The organism is Novosphingobium album (ex Hu et al. 2023) (assembly GCF_022832385.1).
Taxonomy (GTDB): Bacteria; Pseudomonadota; Alphaproteobacteria; order Sphingomonadales; family Sphingomonadaceae; genus Novosphingobium; species Novosphingobium album.
Genome location: NZ_JALHLE010000019.1, coordinates 1 through 19224 on the forward strand (window position 1 = coordinate 1; position 19224 = coordinate 19224).

Here is a 19224-nt window from a genome sequence, read left to right on the forward strand (position 1 = left end):
AGCCACGGCAGGCGGTGGCGCAGGCTGCGGCGCGGGTGCCGCAGACGTCGACGCAGGATCCGGCGATGCGGGCGCCGGATCGCCGAACATCGACGATTGCCCGGCCGCCTCAAGCTCGGCGGCGCTGGGCGCGGCCTCTTCCTTGTCCCCGTTCTCCCAGGGAGGGGAATCGCCGAAACTGTCGCGTGAATCGTCCATCGTTTCGCAAACTAGGGCCCAAACACGATCAGGTCACGCCCGGGATAGAGGTTATGCGCGGCGATGTAGGTAAAGGAGCCGGCCGACCCGCCGCAACCCGTTGTGGCTGCTTCCTTCCGGACCTGACCAGGTTGGCGGACGCAAGCGTCCGACCGACTCCCAGGCGGCCATATGGCGAGCGCATTGCCGTTTGTCCAGCCCTTAAGCCGGACCAACGCGCTCAGCGGAAATTGTCGGCGTAGGCCTGGATCTTCAGGCGGCGCGGCGGCGTGGCGTGTACTTCGGCTTCAATGCCGTAGCGCGCGGCATAGGCCTTGGCCTCGTCAACCGTCGGGAACTTCAGCACGACCTGCTGCTGGGTGTCACCCGAACCGGCCCACCCCATAAGAGGATCGGCCTTCTTGGCTTCGGCGGGCGCGAATTCGAGGATCCACTGGTCCAGCAGTGCCTTGCCGGACTGCATGGCGTTTTTCGGGCGCTGATAGATGCGTGCACTCATGGATGAGCGCTTTGCCCCCGAATCAGGCTGGAAATCAAGCTGGAATCACTTCCCCTTTGACGCTTCGAAGGCATTGCGGGTCTTGAGGCTGGGATCCTCGGCCCACGGCTCGTCCGGCCAGCGGTGCCTGGGATAGCGCCCTTTCATCTCTCGCTGCACATCGCGCCACGATCCGCGCCAGAAACCGGGCAGATCGCGGGTGGTCTGGATCGGCCGCCCGGCAGGCGATGTCAGCTTGAGCAGGAGCGGCTGCGGCGGCTGCCCGAACGTAGGATGCCGGTCCAGCCCGAACAGCGCCTGCACGCGCACTTCGACACTGGGGCCGCCTTCGTCCTCGTAATCGATGGCGTGGCTGGTCCTGGCCGGACTGCGGAATTCGGCGGGTGCGAGTTTCTCCAGGACCTGCTGATCGTCCCAGGTCAGGCGTCCGCGCAAGGCCTCATGCAGCGCACGCTTGTCGATCGCATCGAGGCGGCGGCCCAGCAGAGGACCGAGCCAGTCGCCTCGATCGGACAGCAGCGCCTCGTCCGAGAGCGCCTCGATCCCGGCATAACGGCCACGGCGCAACAGCGAGATGCTGGACTTGCCGAATGGCACCAGCGCCAGCCCCTTGTCACGCACCCGGTCCAGCAGAAAGTCGCGGATCGCGTCCGGATCGGGCGAGGGATCGGGGCCGCTTGCCAGCGTGATCGCCCCCAGCCGCCGTTCCAACCGCGCCTCGACGCGCGCCTCTTCCTCGTTCCAGCGTAGAACCGAACGCCGCGCGATCCTCTCGCCGAGCCACTGCTCGACTTCGGCCGCTTCGAGCGATGCGCCGGACAGAATGCGTGCGCCTTTCGCCTGCCCCTGCGCATCGCCGACCACCATCCACTCGCGCGCAGCAAGCGGTGATGCCGGATCGAGCACATAGCCCCTGCCCCCGGCCGACAACCATGCCTCACCCGACGGGTCCCGGCGCCGCGCGACCATGTCCGGCCTGCCCATCGCCAGCAACACGCCTGCGGGAACGTCCTCACCTGAACCTTTGTCCGGCACCAGCGCACGCGCACGCTTCGCCCAGCCTGCCGCCAGCTTCCGCGACGCCTCGGCCCGCGCCGAGCGCTCGCCAGACCAGCGTGACAGGCGCTGTGCCAGATCGTCGCTGCGTCCCCCGAGACCACGCTCCTGCTGCAGCAGCGCCAGCTTGGCAGCCTTGCCTTCCGCACCGAAGCGGGCAGCGTGAAGGATCATCGCCGCCTGCGCCGGGTCCATCGGCAGACTGGCGACCTTGCGCCCGAATTCGGTGATCCGGCCCGCATCGTCGAGCGCGTCCAGCGCCTCCAGCGCCTTTCGAGCAGCGTCGAGTGCGGGTGCGGGCGGCGGATCAAGCCATGCCATCGCCACGGGATCGGTATTCCCCCATTGCGCCAGCGAGAGCGTCAACGGTGCCAGATCGCTGGTCGTGATCTCAGGCGGATCGAACGCGGGACGCCCGGCATGGGCAGCCGCTTCCCAAAGCCGGTAGGCCGTTCCCGGCCCTTGCCGCGCCGCGCGGCCCGCCCGCTGTCCGGCCGAGGCCTGACTGGATCGATGCGTCACCAGCCGGGTCACACCGGCGGCCTTGTCGTATTCGGCCCGGCGCGACAGGCCGCTGTCCACGACCACCGAAACCCCATCCAGCGTCAGCGATGTTTCGGCGATCGCGGTCGCCAGCACCACGCGCCGCCGACCTTCCGGATTGCGCCGAATTGCGGCGCGTTGGGCAGCCGGTTCGCACTGGCCATGCAGCGGCAGTACAAGTGCTTGCGGCAACTTTTCCGCGAGACGCTCCGCCACCCGCTCGATTTCGCGGACACCGGGAAGGAACGCCAGCACATCGCCCTCCTGTTCGCGCCAGCCCGTCAGGATGGCCGAAGTCATGGCATCCTCGATCCGCTGGTCCGGCGCGCCGCCCAGCCAGCGGATGTCGAGCGGCCAGGCCTTGCCCGCGCTTTCGATGACGGGCGTGCCCTCCCCCAACAGCCGGGCGAAGCGCGAACCGTCGATCGTGGCGGACATCACCACCAGCTGCAGGTCCTCGCGCAGAACCTCACGGCACTCGATGGCCAGAGCAAGTCCAAGGTCGCTGTCGAGATGGCGCTCATGGGCTTCATCGAAGAGCACCGCGGAAACACCGGTCAGTTCAGGATCGGCGAGGATCGTCGAAACGAAGATCGCCTCGGTCATCACCACAACGCGCGTGCGCGCCGAGCGGCGCGTATCGAGACGGGTTACATAGCCGATCGTCTCGCCGGCTTTTTCTCCCAGTTGCTCCGCCATCCGCTCTGCCGCAGCCCTCGCCGCGACACGGCGCGGCGACAGAAGGATCACCGTACCGTCACACCACGGTTCTGCCAGCAGTGCGGGCCCGACCGCCGTCGTCTTGCCCGCACCCGGCGGTGCAATCAGGACCGCACCCGTGCGCTTGCGAAGGGACTGCAGCAGGTCGGCAAGGACAGCATGTATGGGAAGCGCGCTCACGCATGCCCCTTAGAACCTCGTACGCCGCAGTGGAAGCGGCGCACCCGAAAGAAAGGACCTGCCGTAGCAACGGGAACTTCTACGCGGTCCATAGGGATTTGAGTTCCCACCGAATCCTTCGTCCACGTTTCCTCAACACTTGCCGCTTACCACGAATTCGGAAGTTTATTGATGTCCGCCAAGAAAGCATAAATACCCTGACGATGAACCGGGCCGGTCAACACCCTCTTCCAGTGGCGCAATACCTAAGGTTGCGGGATCAAATTCCTGCGCTTTACGGCCTGTTGTCTGTAAACGCTGCCATTTTGGCCTACACGCACCGCAATCTGGCGCCCGGACCGCTTGTCCTCACTGTCCCGGCCATCATGATCACCGTCTGCATGATCCGAATGCTGATATGGATGCGGCCGGTTTCTGCGAGGGACCTGGACGTCACGCAGGTAGAGAACCGCCTCAAGCGAACGGTCTTTCTGGGCACAGTCCTGTCCGTTGCCTACGTCTGCTGGGCCATGATGCTCGATCAGTACGGCGGACCTTACGAACACGGCCATGTCGCGATATTCGTCGCCGTGACAGTCCTCGGATGCATTTTCTGCCTGACGTTCCTGCCTGTTGCAGCCTTCCTTGTGGCGGTGAGCGTCCTTGGCACCTTTGTCGTCTACTGCTTCGTGCAGAAGGCAGAAGTAATGCTGGCGATCGCGCTCAACATCTCGCTTGTGACCGCCGTCGTCCTCAAGATCCTTCGTGACTACTACAATTCTTTCGTCAGCCTCGAAAAGTCACAGCGCGAACTGCAGGGCGAACGCCGGCAGGCACACACGCTGAGCGAGGAAAACGCACGCCTGGCACAGACGGATTCGCTGACCGGCATACCCAACCGGCGCTATTTCTTCCGGACCCTGGAAAGCCTTCTCGAACGCGCCCGGCCGGATGAAACATTTACCATTGGCTTGATCGACCTTGATCGTTTCAAGCCGGTGAACGACACACACGGCCACGCCCATGGCGACCGCCTGCTGCAGGTCATCGGTCAGCGCATGGTGCATCTGTGTCCCGACAATGCCATTGTGGCACGCCTGGGTGGCGATGAATTCGGGCTGATCGTCATGGATGGTCCGGAAGGTGCTGAACGCGTTGCCCAGCAAATGTGCCGGGCCATTCAAGAGCCCGTGCGGATCGGCGATGTTCTGGTGTCGGTCGGCTGTTCGGCCGGACTTGCCGTCTATCCCGAAACCGCGACCAGCGCTGACCTCTTGTTCGACCGGACCGACTTCGCCCTCTATCACGCCAAGAAGCAGAAGCGTGGCCAATGCGTGCGTTTCTCCGAAAAGCTGGAGCACCTGATCCGGTCGGAACAGGCCATTGATGCGGCTTTGCACAGTGCCGATCTGACGCAGGAACTCTCGCTGGTCTATCAGCCGATCGTCGAAACAGAAACCCTCAAGCCGCTGGGCGTGGAATGTCTGGCCCGGTGGAGCTCCCCCACTCTGGGCGACATTTCGCCAGAACTGCTTATCGCATCAGCCGAACGTGCCGGGCGCGCCCGCGAAATCACGCTCGCCCTGTTCGACACTGCGCTTAGCGCCCTGCAGCAGTTGCCCGCGTCGTTGCGCATGTCGTTCAACCTGTCGGGCCACAACTTGTGCGATCCCGACACTATCACGGCTCTGCTCGACCGCCTTGCGGCATCGGACTGTGATACCGGCCGCCTGCTTTTCGAAATAACCGAGACTTCGCTCATCACCGACATCGACACGGCGGAAGTGGCGCTCCAGCGCCTGCGCGAGACTGGTACACGCATCGCGCTGGACGATTTTGGAACCGGGTATTCGAGCTTGTCCTCGCTCCACAAGCTGCCTCTCGACATCGTGAAGATCGACCGCAGTTTCGCGGCTCGCCTTGGCGATGCGTCCGGGCGCCGTCTCATCACTGCGATCCGTAACCTTGTCCGTTCGCTGTCATTGGATTGCGTCATCGAAGGGATCGAAACCGAAGATCAGCTCATCAGTGCCCGTCTGGCCGGCTTCACGCTGGCACAGGGCTATTTCATCTCACGCCCCATGAGTCTGTCGTGCCTTCTCGAGCACATCGAGGACCGTTCGACCGCCCGCTGGAGCGCAGCCTGACAGCACCGCCCAGGATCAACCGGCCGCCGATCCCTTGACTCCATAGTCGATCCGAATCCGAACCCAGGTCCCGAGCTGCGGCTTGCCGTTTATCCGGGGCGGAACCACCTGAAACTGCCATGCCGCATTGAGTACGGCCCGCCCGAATCCGGAACCACGCGGAGATTCGCCGAGGATCTGGCAATTATCGACCTTGTAATGCTCCAGCGTCTGGCACGCGATCATGCCCCAGCCCTCGCGCGGCGCAGTCGCCGGGAGATAACCGCCAAGTTGGGCATCGGTCGGTTTGCGATACCAGTCGGCGTTGTAAAGTATCGCACCGCCGGGCCCTTCACCCGGACCATAAACTGCACCGCCACCCGAAGGCGCACTGTCGCCCGAACTGCGCATGCCGCCGATGTCCGCCGCGGCCATGTCGGCGCTGGACAGCTTCAGGAAAGTGAAAGCCGGCTTTTGCGCAGGGGCGGGCTGCTCAACGGGTGGTACCGGCGTTTTGACCTGCACCGCCTCCTGAACGGCTTCACGCGGCTCTCGCTTCTTTTCCTGCCGTTTTTTGTCCCTGGCCTTGCTGCCTGCGTCTTCATTGTTCCCCGAGACGTCGAACGTCACCGGGTTCTTCTGCTTTTCCAGTCGGGGCGCAACCTGCGTCTGGTAGATAGCCACCAGCAGCGCGAGCACAATGATAGCCGCCGAGAGCAGCGTGGAAACCAGGCGTTGACGGGGCGACCCGGGTTGATAACCCACTGTCACTCGATCGGAGTCTGAGCGCATTGCATCGCTGAATAAGAGAGACCGCGTTTCACTACAATTTCGGCCTTATTGCAGAAGCAAAGACGAGGCCGTCACACCGGCACTCAGTAGCGGCGCGCGACCACGAATTCGACCGCCTCCGCCATGGCGGCACGCGCTTCGCCAGCCGGAAATCCGGCAATGGCATCGATCGCTCGCTGCGCATAAAGGCGCGCGCGCTCTCGGGTCGCCTCCACGCATCCGTGGCGATTGATCAGTTCCACCGCATGGGCAAGGTCCTCGTCTTCAGTGCGGAAGCCGGCGATGGCTTCTTCCCAAAACTTGCGTTCCTCGGCGCTGCCGCGCGCATAAGCGAGGATGACCGGCAGGGTCATCTTGCCCTCGCGGAAGTCATCGCCCTTGTCCTTGCCGGATTCAGAAGCTTCCGAATCGTAGTCGATGGCGTCATCCACCAGCTGGAACGCGATACCCAGATTGCGGCCGAACGCATCGAGCGCCATTTCCTCCGCTTCGCTCTTTTCGGCCACCACTGCCGCAATGCGGGTTGCAGCCGCGAACAAGGCCGCCGTCTTCGAACCGATGATCTGGAGGTAGTGTTCCTCGCTGGTCTCGATCTTGCGCTGGGCAGTGAGCTGGTCGACCTCACCCTCCGCTATGATGCTGGCTGCATTCGACAGGATTTTCAGAACCTTGAGGCTGCCGTCTTCAACCATGAGCTCGAACGAGCGGGTAAAGAGGAAATCGCCGACCAACACCGTCGCGGGATTGCCGAAAACGATATTCGCAGCCGCCTTGCCGCGCCGCAAATCCGAGCCGTCGACGACATCGTCATGCAGCAGCGTTGCCGTATGGATGAACTCCACGGCGGCGGCCAGCTTGTGGTGGCGCGTGCCCTGATAGCCGCACAGTTCTGCCCCGGCGACCGTCAGCATCGGACGCATGCGCTTGCCACCGCCCGAGATCAGGTGCCCCGCGAGCGCCGGGATCAGCGGAATCTCGCTCTGCATCCTATCGAGGATGACGGAATTGACGCTGTTCATGCCGGCAGCGGTGAGTGCCAGCATGGGAGCGAGGGAAGGCTGCGGCCTGCGGGAACGCAGGGTAATAACGTCTGCACTCATCGCCCCGCGCATTGCGCGCTGATCGCCTGCAACGCAAGTGCAAACGCCACGAGTGGGACAAACAGTGCGGCTGGCAGACAGCAGGAAGCCGTGCTAGCGGAGCCACACGATGACCCAGGACACTCCCGCCACCGATCCCGCTCTCGCCGGCTTCCGCTCGAGCATCGACAATATCGACGCCGCGTTGATCCATATGCTGGCCGAGCGTTTCCGCATCACCCAGGCTGTGGGTGCCTACAAGGCGGAGCACAATCTCCCCGCTTCAGATCCGTCTCGTGAAGAGCGGCAGATCGCCCGCCTGCGCAAGCTGGCGGAAGATGCGCATCTCGATCCAGACTTCGGCGAGAAGTTCATCCGCTTCGTGATCGACGAAGTGATCCGCCATCACGAGCGGGCAAAGGCGGGCTGACGGCACCGGCTAAGGGGCGGCCAGCCCGCGGCCGCTCCTTATTCCTCAACGAGATCCTGCAACTTGCTCAACAGTGTCTGGATGCGCGTGGCGGCCTCGGTGAAGGTCTTCACGTCCTCGCGGTTGTTGTTGCCGCGCGCTTCCTTGGCGGCTTCGACATAGCCTTCCATGTCGACCTCGAGCGCATCGACCAGCATTTCGATCTCGTCGGAGGTCAAGGAAAGGGAGATGGTGTCGGTCATGGGTACTCCTTGGAAGTCTTTGGGGTCCCATGAGGATACCAGGACCGTTCCGCAACCCGTTTCGTGCCGCTTGTCCCCGCCTGCTCAGGCAACAGCGCGCGGCAGGCACAACTTGACGAGCAGGCCACCAAGGTCCTCGCTCTCGGCAAGTTCGACAGTGCCGCCGTAGATTTCAACGACATCACGCACGATGGCCAGCCCCAGGCCGGTACCGGGCTTTCCGGTGTCAAGCCGGGCACCGCGATCGAAGATGCGCACGCGCTCGGCCTCGGGAATGCCCATGCCGTCGTCCTCGATCCAGATCTCGCAGCACCGGCCGGCCTTGTCGCCCGCATCCACGGTAACGAAGACGCTGCCACCACCATACTTCGCGGCGTTTTCGATCAGATTGCCGAGCAGTTCCTCGAGATCCTGCTTTTCCAGGGCCACGACCGCCGCGTGATTGCCATCCAGGTCGAAGCGGGTGTCTTCGTAGAGCCGCTCGACCGCGCGCAGCACGGCCTCCAGACTCGGCCAGACATCCGCGCGCGACATGCCCGCCGCACGCCGCCCGACTGCCCGGGCACGTGCCAGATGATGGTCGACCTGACGGCGCATCACCGCTGCTTCGCGAATGACGGTATCGGAAAGGTTCGGCGCCCTGGCCGTAGCTGCGTTCATCAGCACCGTCAGCGGCGTCTTGAGTGCATGGGCAAGATTGCCTGCATGGGTACGTGCTTCCTCGGCCTGACGTTCGGTATGCGCCAGAAGTGCATTGAGTTCCTCCACCAGCGGCTCGACTTCCTGCGGCAACGGTTCTGTCACGCGGGCGGCGCCGGTGGTGCGCAGTTTCTGGATCGCCCGACGCACGTGGCGCAGCGGGAACAGGCCGTACCATGTCTGCATCCCCGCCATCAGCAGGAGGCCAAAGCCCAGTGCGACGAAGCTGTAGACCAGGATCGAGCGGATCGTCTTGATCTGCTGGTTCAGATCCTTGCGGCTCGCCGCGACCGTAAACATCCACTTGGTATTGCTGCCCGGCAGGATGATCGAGCGCTCCATCACGCGCAGCGGCTCGCCCGCAAACTGATCGCTGTCGTAGACGTGGGGCTGTGCGTCGAAATGATCTTCGGGCACGTCGAGGCTGCGGTCCCACAGCGATCGCGAAGGATAGTCTTCATGTCCCTCGCCCCGGATCTGCCAGTAAAGGCCCGAGTTGGGTTCCATGAAACGCTGGTCACCCAAGGGACGGATGAACAGTACATCGCCGTCAATTCCGATCTCGGCCGAACCGATCATGCCGGTCAGCATGTAGCCGAGCTGCTCGTCGAAATTGCGGGTAACAAGGCCGGTCAGTGTGTGGTCGAGCGCCAGCCCGCCGACCAGCAGCAGGACCGAAATCCAGCCCGCCGCGATCAGCATCATGCGCCGGGCCAGCGACCCGGTGTGGCTGGGCACCGGTCGACCTGCAGCCAGGACCGGTGCCGCTACCGACTCGGCATCCGGCGCCGGCGCCGGATCAGCCGCGCGGGGCGTCGGCGGGATCGTCGAGGCTGTAGCCAAGGCCACGGATCGTCGTGATGACATCGGCACCCAGCTTCTTGCGGATGCGCGTGACGAAGACCTCGATCGTGTTCGAATCGCGGTCGAAATCCTGATCGTAGATATGCTCGATCAGTTCGGTGCGGCTGACCACCTTGCCCTTGTGGTGCATCAGGTAGGACAGCAGCTTGTATTCCTGCGCAGTGAGCTTCACCGGCTCGCCCGCCAGCGTCACGCGGCCCGAACGGGTATCGAGACGCACGTCGCCCGCGGTCAGTTCGCTGGAGGTATTGCCCGAGGCACGGCGGATCAGTGCGCGTAGGCGGGCGATCAGTTCTTCGGTCTGGAACGGCTTCGCCAGATAATCGTCGGCCCCTGCGTCCAGCCCCGCCACCTTGTCTGACCAGCTGTCGCGCGCGGTCAGCACCAGAACCGGGAAATTGCGCCCTTCCTTGCGCCACATGCCGAGCACGGTCAGGCCATCGATCTCGGGCAGGCCGAGGTCGAGCACCACCGCGTCGTATTCTTCGGTCGAGCCCAGAAAGTGCCCGTCCTCGCCATCGGTGGAGAGATCCACGGCGTAGCCGGTCTGCTCCAGCGTGGTCTTGAGCTGGTTGCCCAGTGTGGGTTCATCCTCGACGATCAGGATGCGCAATTCAGGTCTCCCTTAAAGAACCCGGCTGAAATGGGCCGAAACCCGGTGAGCGTCAAGCAAGGCAGCTTAACGGGACTGGCCGATGATGCGCCCGGTGCGGGCATCGACATCGACGAAATAGACCTTGCCGTCCTGAATGAACTTGAGCCGGTAAGCCATCGCCGCGGAATCATAATCCGGTCCCAGGTACTGCTTTCCGGACATGCGCGGCAACACGATCTGCTCGATCTGCCGGATCGAAAGGATATTGCCGGCCTTGCGTTCCTTGCGGGCCTGGTCCTGCTCGCCTCCGTTGTCTGCATAGACGTGAACGGGAAGCGAAGCCGCGCCTAGCGCAAGCACCGAAAGCGCGAACAAGGGAGCAAGAAGCTTTTTCATCACAGTCTGGGTGCCTAAGCTTCTGGCGTTGAACAAGTCCTGAATGTGGCGGGAAGGTGGCAGACAGGTTTGCCTGTTGCCGATTTCCCACGCCTGCCCATGTCCAGCGCCCCGCTTGCAGGCCATGCCCCTCGCCTGTAGGGCGCCGCGCATGGCAATCGCACCGATCCTCAGCTGGGAAGGCCTCGGCCTGATCCAGGGCTCCGGATGGCTCTTCCGGGGCCTCGACATCAATATCGCCCCGCGCGACCGGCTGGCGCTGATCGGGCGCAACGGCGCGGGCAAGACCACCCTGCTCAAGCTGATCGCCGGACTGGTCGATGCGGACGAAGGCAAGCGCTCGATCCAGCCCGGCACGCGCGTGGTCACGCTGGAACAGGACCCCTTCTTCAAGGGCCACGATACTCTGCTGGACTTCACGCTCCATGGCCCCGGTGCGCCGCAACGCCACGAGGTGGAGGCCATCGCCGACCAGCTCGGTATCGACCTCTCGCGTGAGGCCGCCAGCGCTTCGGGCGGCGAGCGGCGCCGCGCGGCGCTGTGCCGCGCCCTCGCCTCCGAGCCCGATCTGCTGCTGCTCGACGAGCCGACCAACCACCTCGACCTTGCCGCGATCGAATGGCTGGAAAGCTGGCTGCAGCGCTACAACGGCGCCTTCGTGGTCATCAGCCACGACCGCACCTTCCTCACCCGCCTGACCAATGCGACGCTCTGGCTCGACCGGGGCTCGTTGCGCCGCAAGGAAGTGGGCTTCGGCGGCTTCGAGGCCTGGGAAGAGGAAGTTCAGAAGGAGGAAACGCGCGCCGCCGAAAAGCTCGACGCCAAGCTCAAGATCGAGGCCCACTGGCTGGAGCGCGGCGTCACCGCCCGGCGCAAGCGCAATCAGGGCCGCCTCGCCAAGCTGTGGGAGATGCGCGCCGAGCGCGCGGCGATGATGTCCCCCACCGGCACCGCCAAGCTCGGCGTCACGGGAGACGGCAGCAAGACCAAGTCGGTGATCGTTGCCGAGCACGTCACCAAGCGCTTCGGAGACCGAACGGTCCTCAAGGACTTCAACTTGCGCATCCAGCGAGGCGACCGGATCGGCATCGTCGGCGCCAACGGGGCAGGCAAGTCCACCCTGCTCAAGATCCTGACCGGCGAACTGGCGCCCGACGAAGGCACTGTCACGCTCGCCAACACGCTGACCACCATCATCATCGACCAGCAGCGCAGCCTGCTGAAGCCCGAGATGAAGCTGCGCGACGTGATCGCCGATGGCAGCGACTGGCTCGACGTGCGCGGGGTGCGCAAGCATGTGCAGGGCTACCTCAAGGACTTCCTGTTCGATCCCGGCCTGATCGACGCCAAAGTCGGCACGCTGTCGGGCGGCGAGCGCTCGCGTCTGCTGCTGGCACGCGAATTTGCCCGGCCCTCGAACCTGCTGGTGCTCGACGAGCCTACCAATGACCTCGACCTCGAAACGCTCGATCTGCTGCAGGAAGTGATCTCGGATTACGACGGAACCGTGCTGATCGTCAGCCACGACCGCGACTTCCTCGACCGCACGGTGAACCTGACGCTGGGCCTCGACGGATCGGGCACGGTCGACATGATCGCAGGCGGCTATGCCGACTGGGAAGCCAAGCGCAAGGAACGCACGGCCCCTGCCAAGGCGAAAGCAAAGGCCGAGGGGACGGCGCCTCCCCCTCCCCCGCCGCCAAAAAAAGGCAAGCTCTCCTACAAGGACCAGCGCGACTACGATTTGCTGCCCGGCCGGATCGAGGAACTCGAAGAGGCGATCGCCCGCGATGAGGCCGCGCTGGCCGATCCCGATCTCTACACCCGCGACCCAAGGAAGTTCGCAGCGCTGACCTCGGCCATCGAGAAGGCGCGTGCCGACAAGGAAGCGGCCGAGGAACGCTGGCTGGAACTGGCGGAACAGGTCGAGGGTTGAGGGCGTACCAACGTGCTTCGACAAACTCAGCACGAGCGGGTTGAGTGGCAAAGCCCTCCCCCTCGCCGCTCATCCTGAGCTTGTCGAAGGATGATAGAACCCGGCACAAGGTGACACCCGGTTGACACGGATGACACGGTCCAGAGGGAAACGTGTCACCTTGCCGCTGAAAGTGTCACCTTGTGGGCCTGAAGTGTCACTTTGCGCCCTTCCGGTGTCACCTTGCGCCAAGATCTGTCACCTTATCCGGTAGAAATCGGCCACCCGGTCCAGCGCCAGTCCCAGCACCAGCTTGCCGCTGCGCACCGGCCAGCCCAGTGCCTTTTCCGCCGAGAGCAACGCCTCTCCGGCACAGACAACCCGCCAGAGGATATCCAAAAGCCCTGGCCCGGCCGCAGCAATCGCGCCGTCGAAACGCCCCTTGGCGGCAAGCTGGCGCTCGCCCGGTGTCAGACCGGCATCTGGTCCGCCCGTCACCCGCACCGGGTCCCAGCGCATGGTCATACGCGGAGCCAATTGCGCGCGTTCCCAATCGGCGCGCAACTGCTCGCCAGCGGCCAGTTGCCGGTCGCTCAGGTGCCCGCGCGCGTGGAGCCAGGTCAGCGGGGATTCGGCCAGATTGACCGTGGCGCTGCGCCTGCCCCGCCGCGCCCCGCTGCGGCGGGCGCCTTCGCTGGTCAGTTCGCGTTCGACGAGATGCTGCTTCATGGCTGTCTCCCTGCAAGAAGCGGAGAACTTGCCAAACCCGCCTATCTGTAGGAAAGTGAAAAACCAAATAGGTTATCAACCGGGTTCCGCCATGATCAACCGCATCCGCGACATCCGCCTGCAGAAGGGCCTGACGCTGGCTGACGTCGCCGCCACCTGCGACCCGCCGACGACGGCGCAAACCATCGGCCGTCTCGAAACCGGCATGCGCAATCTCTCATTGGTCTGGATGAACCGCATTGCCGCCGCGCTGAACGTCGCACCCGAACTGCTCCTGCGCAGCGAAGCCAGCGAACCGCCGCGCATCGTCGCGGTGCTGGGCGATCATGGGGCCGAGGCCGCGCGCAGTGCGATCGAGCCCGTGTTGCCCCATGCGCTCGACAGCGGCGCCCCATGGCTGGTGCTGGTCGTCGAGGCGTCCTCGGGCGAGTACCGGGCGGGGGATCAGGTCTGGCTTCGCCAGCATCCTCCCGAAGATGCCGCACGGCTGATGAACCGCGACGTGCTCGCGCCCCGCCCCGGCGGCCGCTTCGCCTTCGGGCGCCTTATCGACGGCGACCAAGATCGCGCCGCACTACTGCCTCCGGCCAGCGGGCAGAGGCAGGTCGTGGTGGAACATCCCGCATGGCTGGCCGTCGCCGAAATGCTTGTCAGAAAGCTCTGAGGCTCTACGAACGGCAGCACCCATGCGGATCCTCTCGATCTCCACGCTTTTCCCGAATCCGGTAAAGCCCTCGTTCGGCGTTTTTGTCGGCAACCAGATGCGCGCCGTGAAGTCACGCGGCGATGTCGACCTGACGATGGTAAGCCCCATCGGGATGCCGCCCTGGCCACTCTCGACGCGCCCGCCCTATGCCCGGCTGCGCGATATTCCAGAAGTGACCGACGCGGTCGGCCTCAAGGTCCACTACCCTCGCTTTACCTTGCTGCCCAGGATCGGCGGCGACACCAATCCGGGACGCATTGCCTCCGCCGTGCTGCCGCTGGTGCGCAAGCTGCACGCGGACAAGCCGTTCGATCTGGTCGATGCCCAGTTCTTCTTCCCGGATGGCCCGGCGGCGGCGATCGTCGCGCGCGATCTGGGGCTGCCGCTGACGATCAAGTCGCGCGGAGCAGACATTCACTTCTGGGGCCAGCGCCCGCGCGCGCTTTCCCAGATGCTGGCCGCCGCCGGACAGGCCGCAGGCCTGCTTGCCGTCAGTCAGGCCTTGCGTGACGACATGATCGCGCTGGGCATGCCCGCAGACCGCATCGGCGTGCACTACACCGGGCTCGATCGCGACAAGTTCCACACCATCGAACGCGGCGCCGCGCGCGCGCTAGTCTCAGCCATGCCCGACCTTGGCATCTGGTCCAAAGGCCCGCTGCTGGTGACACCGGGTGCGTTGATCCCGCGCAAGGGCCAGGGCATGGTGATCGAGGCGCTGGCAAGGCTCCCCGATGCCCGTCTGGCCCTGGCCGGCGCGGGCGAGGACGAGGCCAATCTCAAGGCGCTGGCAAGGCGGCTGGGCGTGGCCGACCGGGTCCACTTCCTCGGCCTCGTCAATCACGACGTGCTGCCGCATGTGCTGAGTGCGGCCGATGTACTGGTGCTGCCATCTGCCAGCGAAGGCCTGGCCAACGTCTGGGTGGAGGGACTGGCCTGCGGCACCCCGATCGTGATCCCCGACATCGGCGGCGCCCGCGAGATCGTGAAGGACAGGAGCGCCGGACGCCTCGTATCCCGCACGCCGGAAAGCATTGCCGAAGCCGTTGCCGATATCCTCTCTGATCCACCCAGCCAGGCTGACGTCGCCGAGAATGTCAGCCGCTTCAGCTGGGGCGTGAACGCGCGCAACATCGTGCACTTCTGGACCGACGTTCTGGAAGGCAAGCCCATCGGTGCTGACGATCATATCGCCGGCGCCTGGTAACCGTCCGGGCAAACATATTTTTCGGCCAGACTGCCGGGTTCGGGAACTTGTCTGCCCCTTGCGCGTTGCTTGTTACGGCGCACCATACGACGCCGACAGCGTATTGGGTGGATTCAGGATCCCGGCGCAATGGCACTGAAGTCGATCGACAGGCCATTTCCAACGGTCTCCCGGGTACCGCCCGAGCGCGAACCATTGGGAGAGCCTACCATGATCAAGCCTGCAGTAGTCATGCTCGCGGCAATTGCGGCCTGCACCGGACTTGCTCCGGCCCAGGCGGCGGCGCAGTCACAACGCACAGCCCTCATCCAGTACAACGACCTTGATTTGCAGAAAGCCGAGCAACGCGCGATACTGGATGCCCGCCTGCAAGATGCCGTCTCGCAAGTCTGCGGCAAGACCAGCCAGCTTGGCATCCAGGAATTCCACGAATGGCATCGCTGCATGAACGAAGCGCGCAATTCGGCGGACAAGGGACGCGCCATCGCACTGGCCAATGCCACAACTCCCAGACCGCACGTGATCATCGAGCAGGACTAGAGCGCCGCGGCCGGAGCCTGACGTTCGTCGCTCCGGCCTGCCGCTGCGTGCATCGGGGCAACGCACATCGCGGATGGAACCCTTAGGCCAGCGGCTCCAGATAGTCGGGCTGCGGCAGGATGGCACGCCAGATGCCGGTTTCGCTCATCGGCGGGCCATGGGCGAAGTGGATGTCGCCCGGCCGGTGCGCGCGAAAATTGACGAACGAGAGACCATCGGGCCCCGGCGTGAAGCTGTAGAGCGTATCGGCCGCGATCGCGAGCGCGGTGCCCGGCCCCACCAGCTTGCTCCCCAACCGCATTGAGCCGTCCAGCACGACGATGATCTCGTCCTCGCTGTGCGAATGGGCACCGCGCGCGGCCTCCTCGGGCCCCGGTGCCTCGGCGCCGCTGAAGTGGTTCTCGTGAAGCCAGACTTCGCAGCTCGGGCAATCCGAATCGGCATGGATGGCACCACCGGTATCGCTCTGCTCGCTCATGCGCGCGCAGGCGGGGACGCGGTCTCTGGGCAGCAGATGAACATGCCCGCCTTCGCCGCGCCCGGCGCGGGTTCCCGCAAAGACCAGAACCTCTGCCCCCCCGAAGCCGGCGTGGATCATCGCACTGGCACCGCGCTCGGCGATCAGGCTGGACCCGGCGGGGAGCGAGCAGCCACCGCAGCCAATTGCCCCGGTCAGGACATAGACAACGGTATCAACGCCCCGCGGGCCGATCTCGAACCGCTCGCCTGCCGCCAGCTCGATCCGATGCAGTTCCAGCGGAAAGCGATCGGCCGTAACCGCCGCGAGCACCTTGCCCTGCCCGCGCAGGCCATCGGGCATACGGGCTTCGCGATCCTTGTGCGGCTCCACCACGAGAACTTTCGTCATCACGCCTCTCCTCTCCCGAGCTCACCTGGGCTGGCCGGAAAACGGCAACCTTTGGGAGGGTGTACGCCGCTCCCGCACCAGAGGGCCATTCCGCAGCCACGAAGCGGCTTCTGCGAACGTACGGCCAGATCCGGATCGGGACCACCATGTGAATCGAGCTGTAGTTTCCCGGAAAGATGCGCGGCATGATCTCCGCGGTCAATCTACCGGGCCCACGCGAAAGTCATCGCGGGCATGACGGGTCTCTGCAATTAAAGGTACCGGCGCAGGCTGAACCTTGCCCGCCCTATCGCGCGTTTGGTTCCGGTGCCGTCACAAACGATGCACCGGGAAACGGACCTTCCACAAACGGCTTGTTCCAGGCGATGCGCGGCGAACGGCCTGCATAGTCGAGAGCGAGCAGCGGATCGTAGTCGCCATGCCGCACGGCATACACGTGAGCAAAGCCGCCAAGCTTGCGGCGCGCCTGCGCATCATCGAGCAGCGGTGCGCCGGGCAGGCCGCGCGTCCAGTAGTCCGAAGGCAAGCCCGACCGGAGCGCAACAATCGTGAAAGGACACGGCCCCTTGAAGCGCAATGCACACGCTTCCGCAGCGACCAGCGACATGGCTTGATGCTGCACCAGCAGCGCGCTCGAGGGCCGCGCAGCAGCGCGCGTCATTGCCGCGTCCCAGTCCTCGATCACCAGTTCCCGGCGATGCGAGGCCAGATTCAGGGCAAGCACCGCAGCGGCCACCGCCACCACCGCCAGCCGCACCGGCACGGGACGCAGTTCGGCCATACCGCAAGCGAGAATGACGGCCAGCATGGTCATCGGCCACTGCACTGTCCGTTGCGTCACGATGGGCTGGAAAAACGAACAGCCCCACCAGACCAGCGGGCATAGCGCGACGATGATACAGCACAGCCGCACCAGCGCCAGATGCCTGCCCAGCCAGGCCATACAGGCGATCATGGCCGCCCCGGCCACCAGCAGCGGCACCTCGGTTGCGCTCACGAAGGCCAGAAGCTGGCCGTCCTGCATGAACTTGAAAACGATCTGGGGCAGATTGTAGTCGACGATCCAGGCCGTGTTCAGCGCCGCCTCCGCCGGGCGATGCAGCAGGACCCAGATCCACCAGGATGTGCCCAGGCACGATAGGGCAACCATGGTGAGGAGGTCGCGCCAGAGTACCCAGCGCGTTCGCGCCTCTCTCCCCTTCCGCAATCCGTCGTGGAAGAACGCACCCCAGTGACAGAGCACGAGCGCGGCCGGGCCGATTCCCAGCCAGAGGAACAAGGTGGTGTGTGTGTAAAACGCCAGCAACGCCCCCAGCACGAACAGGCCCATGCCGGGCAGCCGTCCGCGGCCGCCATCCCACCACGAGAGCAGTCCCGCAAACGAGATGGAGGCGCCAAGCATCGCGAATGCGTAACCGCGCACCATGTGGGTCACGAGAAGGTGCTGCATCGACAGCGCCAGCAGCAGCGTCACGATCACCGCTGCCCTCCGGCTGTGCCAACGCCCGCAGATCCCTGCAACCACCGCTACATGGGCGATCCCGGCAATGATTGGCAGCAGCCGCAAGGTCACGACACTGTCCGCCCCCAGGCCGCGCCAGATATGCAGCACCGAATAGAACAGCGGCGGATTGGATTCCCGCGCCATCCACAGGCTCCAGAGGCGCGACTGCGGCTGGTCGGCAAAGATCAGCGAAGCGTAGTCGTCAAACCACAACGAATAACCCGCCAGGGCCATGCGCACCGTAAGGGCGAGGAGCAGGAGGCCTCCTAGGGCAAGCCCGAAGGCCCATCCTGCCCGCATGGAAGGCCGGATACCCTTGTCATCCGCCAGCGCATGTCCCCGTGCCGAGACCATACGCCGGGCTCAGGGCTTTGCGCTGCGTTCCCGCGCCAGGCGTTCCTGCCGTTCGACCGCCGATTCGGTGGGCACGAAGCTGTCTCCGCTCACGCCCAGCCAGATCAGGATCGGGGCCGCCATGTAGATTGAGCTGTAGGTACCCACGAAGATGCCCAGAACGATCGCCGCGGTGAGACCGAACAGGCTTTCCGGCCCGAAGAACAGCAGCGGAATGAGCGCCACCAGCAGCGTGGCAGACGTCATGACGGTGCGTGCCAGCGTCTCGTTCACCGACATGTCGAGCAGCTCGGGCAGCGGCATCTTGCGGAACTTCTTCAGGTCCTCGCGGATACGGTCGTAAACGACGATCGTATCGTTCAGCGAGTAGCCAATGATGGCCAGGATCGCGGCGATGATCTGCAGGCTGAATTCCATCTGCAACAGCGCGAACATGCCCAGTGTGAGCGACACGTCGTGGAACAACGCGAAGAGTGCGCCCACGCCGAACTGCCATTCGAACCGGATCCAGATGTAAATCGAGATCGCCAGCATCGCCAGGCCCAGCGCATAGATCGCGGTCTGGCGGAACTCGCCGGAAACCTTGCCCGAAACGGTGCTGACGCTCTCGATGCGCACATCCGGGTTGCTGGCGCGGATCGTGGCGATGATCTTCTTGGAGATCGCCTCGGCTGCACCGGGGTTGCCCTCGGCGCTTTCCGGCAGCTTGGTGCGGATCGACACTTCATTGGGCGCACCGAAGCGCTGGATCACCGGATCGCCGTAGCCCAGCTTGCCGACCTGCTCACGCAGCGCAGCGACCGGCGCTTCGGCCTGTTTGGTGAAAGTGGCCTCGATTTCCTGACCACCGGCGAAATCCACGCCGTAGTTCAGCCCCTTGGTCAGGATCAGCCCCCAGCTGGCGGCGATCAGGATCATGCTGACAATGTAGAAGGGCACCCGCCAGCGCAGGAACTTGATGTTGGTGTTGTCGGGGACAAGCTTGAGAAGAGGCATGGCAGCG

At 64.6% G+C, this 19224-nt stretch carries 18 protein-coding genes, 1 other RNA gene and 1 pseudogene; 6 read left to right on the forward strand and 14 right to left on the reverse strand.

Features of this window, described 5'->3' with window-relative positions:
- The 4 genes and pseudogenes from MTR64_RS12565 to hrpB form a co-directional block, all read right to left on the reverse strand.
- Positions 1 to 198: pseudogene (locus tag MTR64_RS12565) on the reverse strand (DNA polymerase III subunit gamma/tau); the annotation flags it as partial.
- A 68-nt stretch (positions 199 to 266) separates the two neighbouring features.
- An RNA gene (gene ffs / locus MTR64_RS12570) (signal recognition particle sRNA small type) lies at positions 267 to 361 on the reverse strand.
- Between the two features lie 57 nt (positions 362 to 418).
- Entirely contained in the window at positions 419 to 697 is a 279-nt protein-coding gene (locus MTR64_RS12575) for an ETC complex I subunit (protein WP_243994354.1), read from the reverse strand.
- Positions 698 to 742: 45 nt separating this feature from the next.
- The gene (gene hrpB, locus MTR64_RS12580; RefSeq protein WP_243994355.1) at positions 743 to 3196 is read right to left on the reverse strand and encodes an ATP-dependent helicase HrpB; all 2454 of its coding nucleotides are present in this window, start codon (positions 3194 to 3196) and stop codon (positions 743 to 745) included.
- A 284-nt stretch (positions 3197 to 3480) separates the two neighbouring features.
- Between hrpB and MTR64_RS12585 the strand changes: the two genes are divergently transcribed.
- Positions 3481 to 5322 carry a putative bifunctional diguanylate cyclase/phosphodiesterase gene (locus MTR64_RS12585; protein ID WP_243994356.1) on the forward strand — a complete coding sequence of 614 codons (1842 nt, stop codon included), beginning with the start codon at positions 3481 to 3483 and terminating at the stop codon, positions 5320 to 5322.
- A 15-nt stretch (positions 5323 to 5337) separates the two neighbouring features.
- Here MTR64_RS12585 and MTR64_RS12590 read toward each other — a convergent pair whose 3' ends face one another.
- Both MTR64_RS12590 and MTR64_RS12595 read right to left on the reverse strand, forming a co-directional pair.
- Complete coding sequence (locus MTR64_RS12590) at positions 5338 to 6093, reverse strand: hypothetical protein (RefSeq protein WP_243994357.1); 756 nt, start codon at positions 6091 to 6093, stop codon at positions 5338 to 5340.
- An 83-nt stretch (positions 6094 to 6176) separates the two neighbouring features.
- Entirely contained in the window at positions 6177 to 7193 is a 1017-nt protein-coding gene (locus MTR64_RS12595; RefSeq protein ID WP_243994359.1) for a polyprenyl synthetase family protein, read from the reverse strand.
- Positions 7194 to 7302: 109 nt separating this feature from the next.
- Between MTR64_RS12595 and MTR64_RS12600 the strand changes: the two genes are divergently transcribed.
- Entirely contained in the window at positions 7303 to 7602 is a 300-nt protein-coding gene (locus MTR64_RS12600) for a chorismate mutase (RefSeq protein ID WP_243994361.1), read from the forward strand.
- A 38-nt stretch (positions 7603 to 7640) separates the two neighbouring features.
- Here the strand turns inward: MTR64_RS12600 and MTR64_RS12605 are convergent, their stop codons facing one another.
- From MTR64_RS12605 to MTR64_RS12620, 4 genes are all read right to left on the reverse strand, one after another.
- Positions 7641 to 7844: a hypothetical protein gene (locus tag MTR64_RS12605; protein WP_243994363.1), complete on the reverse strand. Its 204-nt coding sequence runs from the start codon at positions 7842 to 7844 to the stop codon at positions 7641 to 7643.
- A gap of 84 nt (positions 7845 to 7928) precedes the next feature.
- Entirely contained in the window at positions 7929 to 9248 is a 1320-nt protein-coding gene (locus MTR64_RS12610) for a sensor histidine kinase (RefSeq protein WP_243994579.1), read from the reverse strand.
- A 94-nt stretch (positions 9249 to 9342) separates the two neighbouring features.
- Positions 9343 to 10020: a response regulator transcription factor gene (locus MTR64_RS12615; protein WP_067734727.1), complete on the reverse strand. Its 678-nt coding sequence runs from the start codon at positions 10018 to 10020 to the stop codon at positions 9343 to 9345.
- A 66-nt stretch (positions 10021 to 10086) separates the two neighbouring features.
- Positions 10087 to 10398 (reverse strand): PepSY domain-containing protein, encoded by a 312-nt coding sequence (locus MTR64_RS12620; protein WP_243994365.1) that lies wholly within the window; start codon positions 10396 to 10398, stop codon positions 10087 to 10089.
- 151 nt (positions 10399 to 10549) lie between these two features.
- Between MTR64_RS12620 and MTR64_RS12625 the strand changes: the two genes are divergently transcribed.
- A complete protein-coding gene (locus tag MTR64_RS12625; RefSeq protein WP_243994367.1) occupies positions 10550 to 12334 on the forward strand; it encodes an ABC-F family ATP-binding cassette domain-containing protein in 1785 nt (594 codons plus the stop codon).
- A 237-nt stretch (positions 12335 to 12571) separates the two neighbouring features.
- Here MTR64_RS12625 and MTR64_RS12630 read toward each other — a convergent pair whose 3' ends face one another.
- Positions 12572 to 13042 (reverse strand): DUF6456 domain-containing protein, encoded by a 471-nt coding sequence (locus tag MTR64_RS12630; protein WP_243994369.1) that lies wholly within the window; start codon positions 13040 to 13042, stop codon positions 12572 to 12574.
- A gap of 91 nt (positions 13043 to 13133) precedes the next feature.
- Between MTR64_RS12630 and MTR64_RS12635 the strand changes: the two genes are divergently transcribed.
- The 3 genes from MTR64_RS12635 (at position 13134) to MTR64_RS12645 (ending at position 15495) form a co-directional block, all read left to right on the forward strand.
- Positions 13134 to 13706, forward strand: coding sequence for a helix-turn-helix domain-containing protein (locus MTR64_RS12635; protein ID WP_243994371.1), 573 nt, complete (start codon positions 13134 to 13136; stop codon positions 13704 to 13706).
- A gap of 22 nt (positions 13707 to 13728) precedes the next feature.
- The gene (locus tag MTR64_RS12640; RefSeq protein WP_243994373.1) at positions 13729 to 14955 is read left to right on the forward strand and encodes a glycosyltransferase; all 1227 of its coding nucleotides are present in this window, start codon (positions 13729 to 13731) and stop codon (positions 14953 to 14955) included.
- Positions 14956 to 15165: 210 nt separating this feature from the next.
- Positions 15166 to 15495: a UrcA family protein gene (locus MTR64_RS12645; RefSeq protein WP_243994375.1), complete on the forward strand. Its 330-nt coding sequence runs from the start codon at positions 15166 to 15168 to the stop codon at positions 15493 to 15495.
- Between the two features lie 82 nt (positions 15496 to 15577).
- On the opposite strand, the gene MTR64_RS12650 is transcribed toward MTR64_RS12645, so the two are convergent.
- From MTR64_RS12650 to secF, 3 genes are all read right to left on the reverse strand, one after another.
- The gene (locus MTR64_RS12650) at positions 15578 to 16363 is read right to left on the reverse strand and encodes a hypothetical protein (protein WP_243994378.1); all 786 of its coding nucleotides are present in this window, start codon (positions 16361 to 16363) and stop codon (positions 15578 to 15580) included.
- Positions 16364 to 16649: 286 nt separating this feature from the next.
- On the reverse strand, positions 16650 to 18107 hold the full coding sequence (locus MTR64_RS12655) for a hypothetical protein (protein WP_243994380.1): 1458 nt from the start codon (positions 18105 to 18107) through the stop codon (positions 16650 to 16652).
- A 123-nt stretch (positions 18108 to 18230) separates the two neighbouring features.
- Entirely contained in the window at positions 18231 to 19217 is a 987-nt protein-coding gene (gene secF / locus MTR64_RS12660; RefSeq protein ID WP_243994382.1) for a protein translocase subunit SecF, read from the reverse strand.
- Between the last annotated feature and the right edge of the window lie 7 nt (positions 19218 to 19224).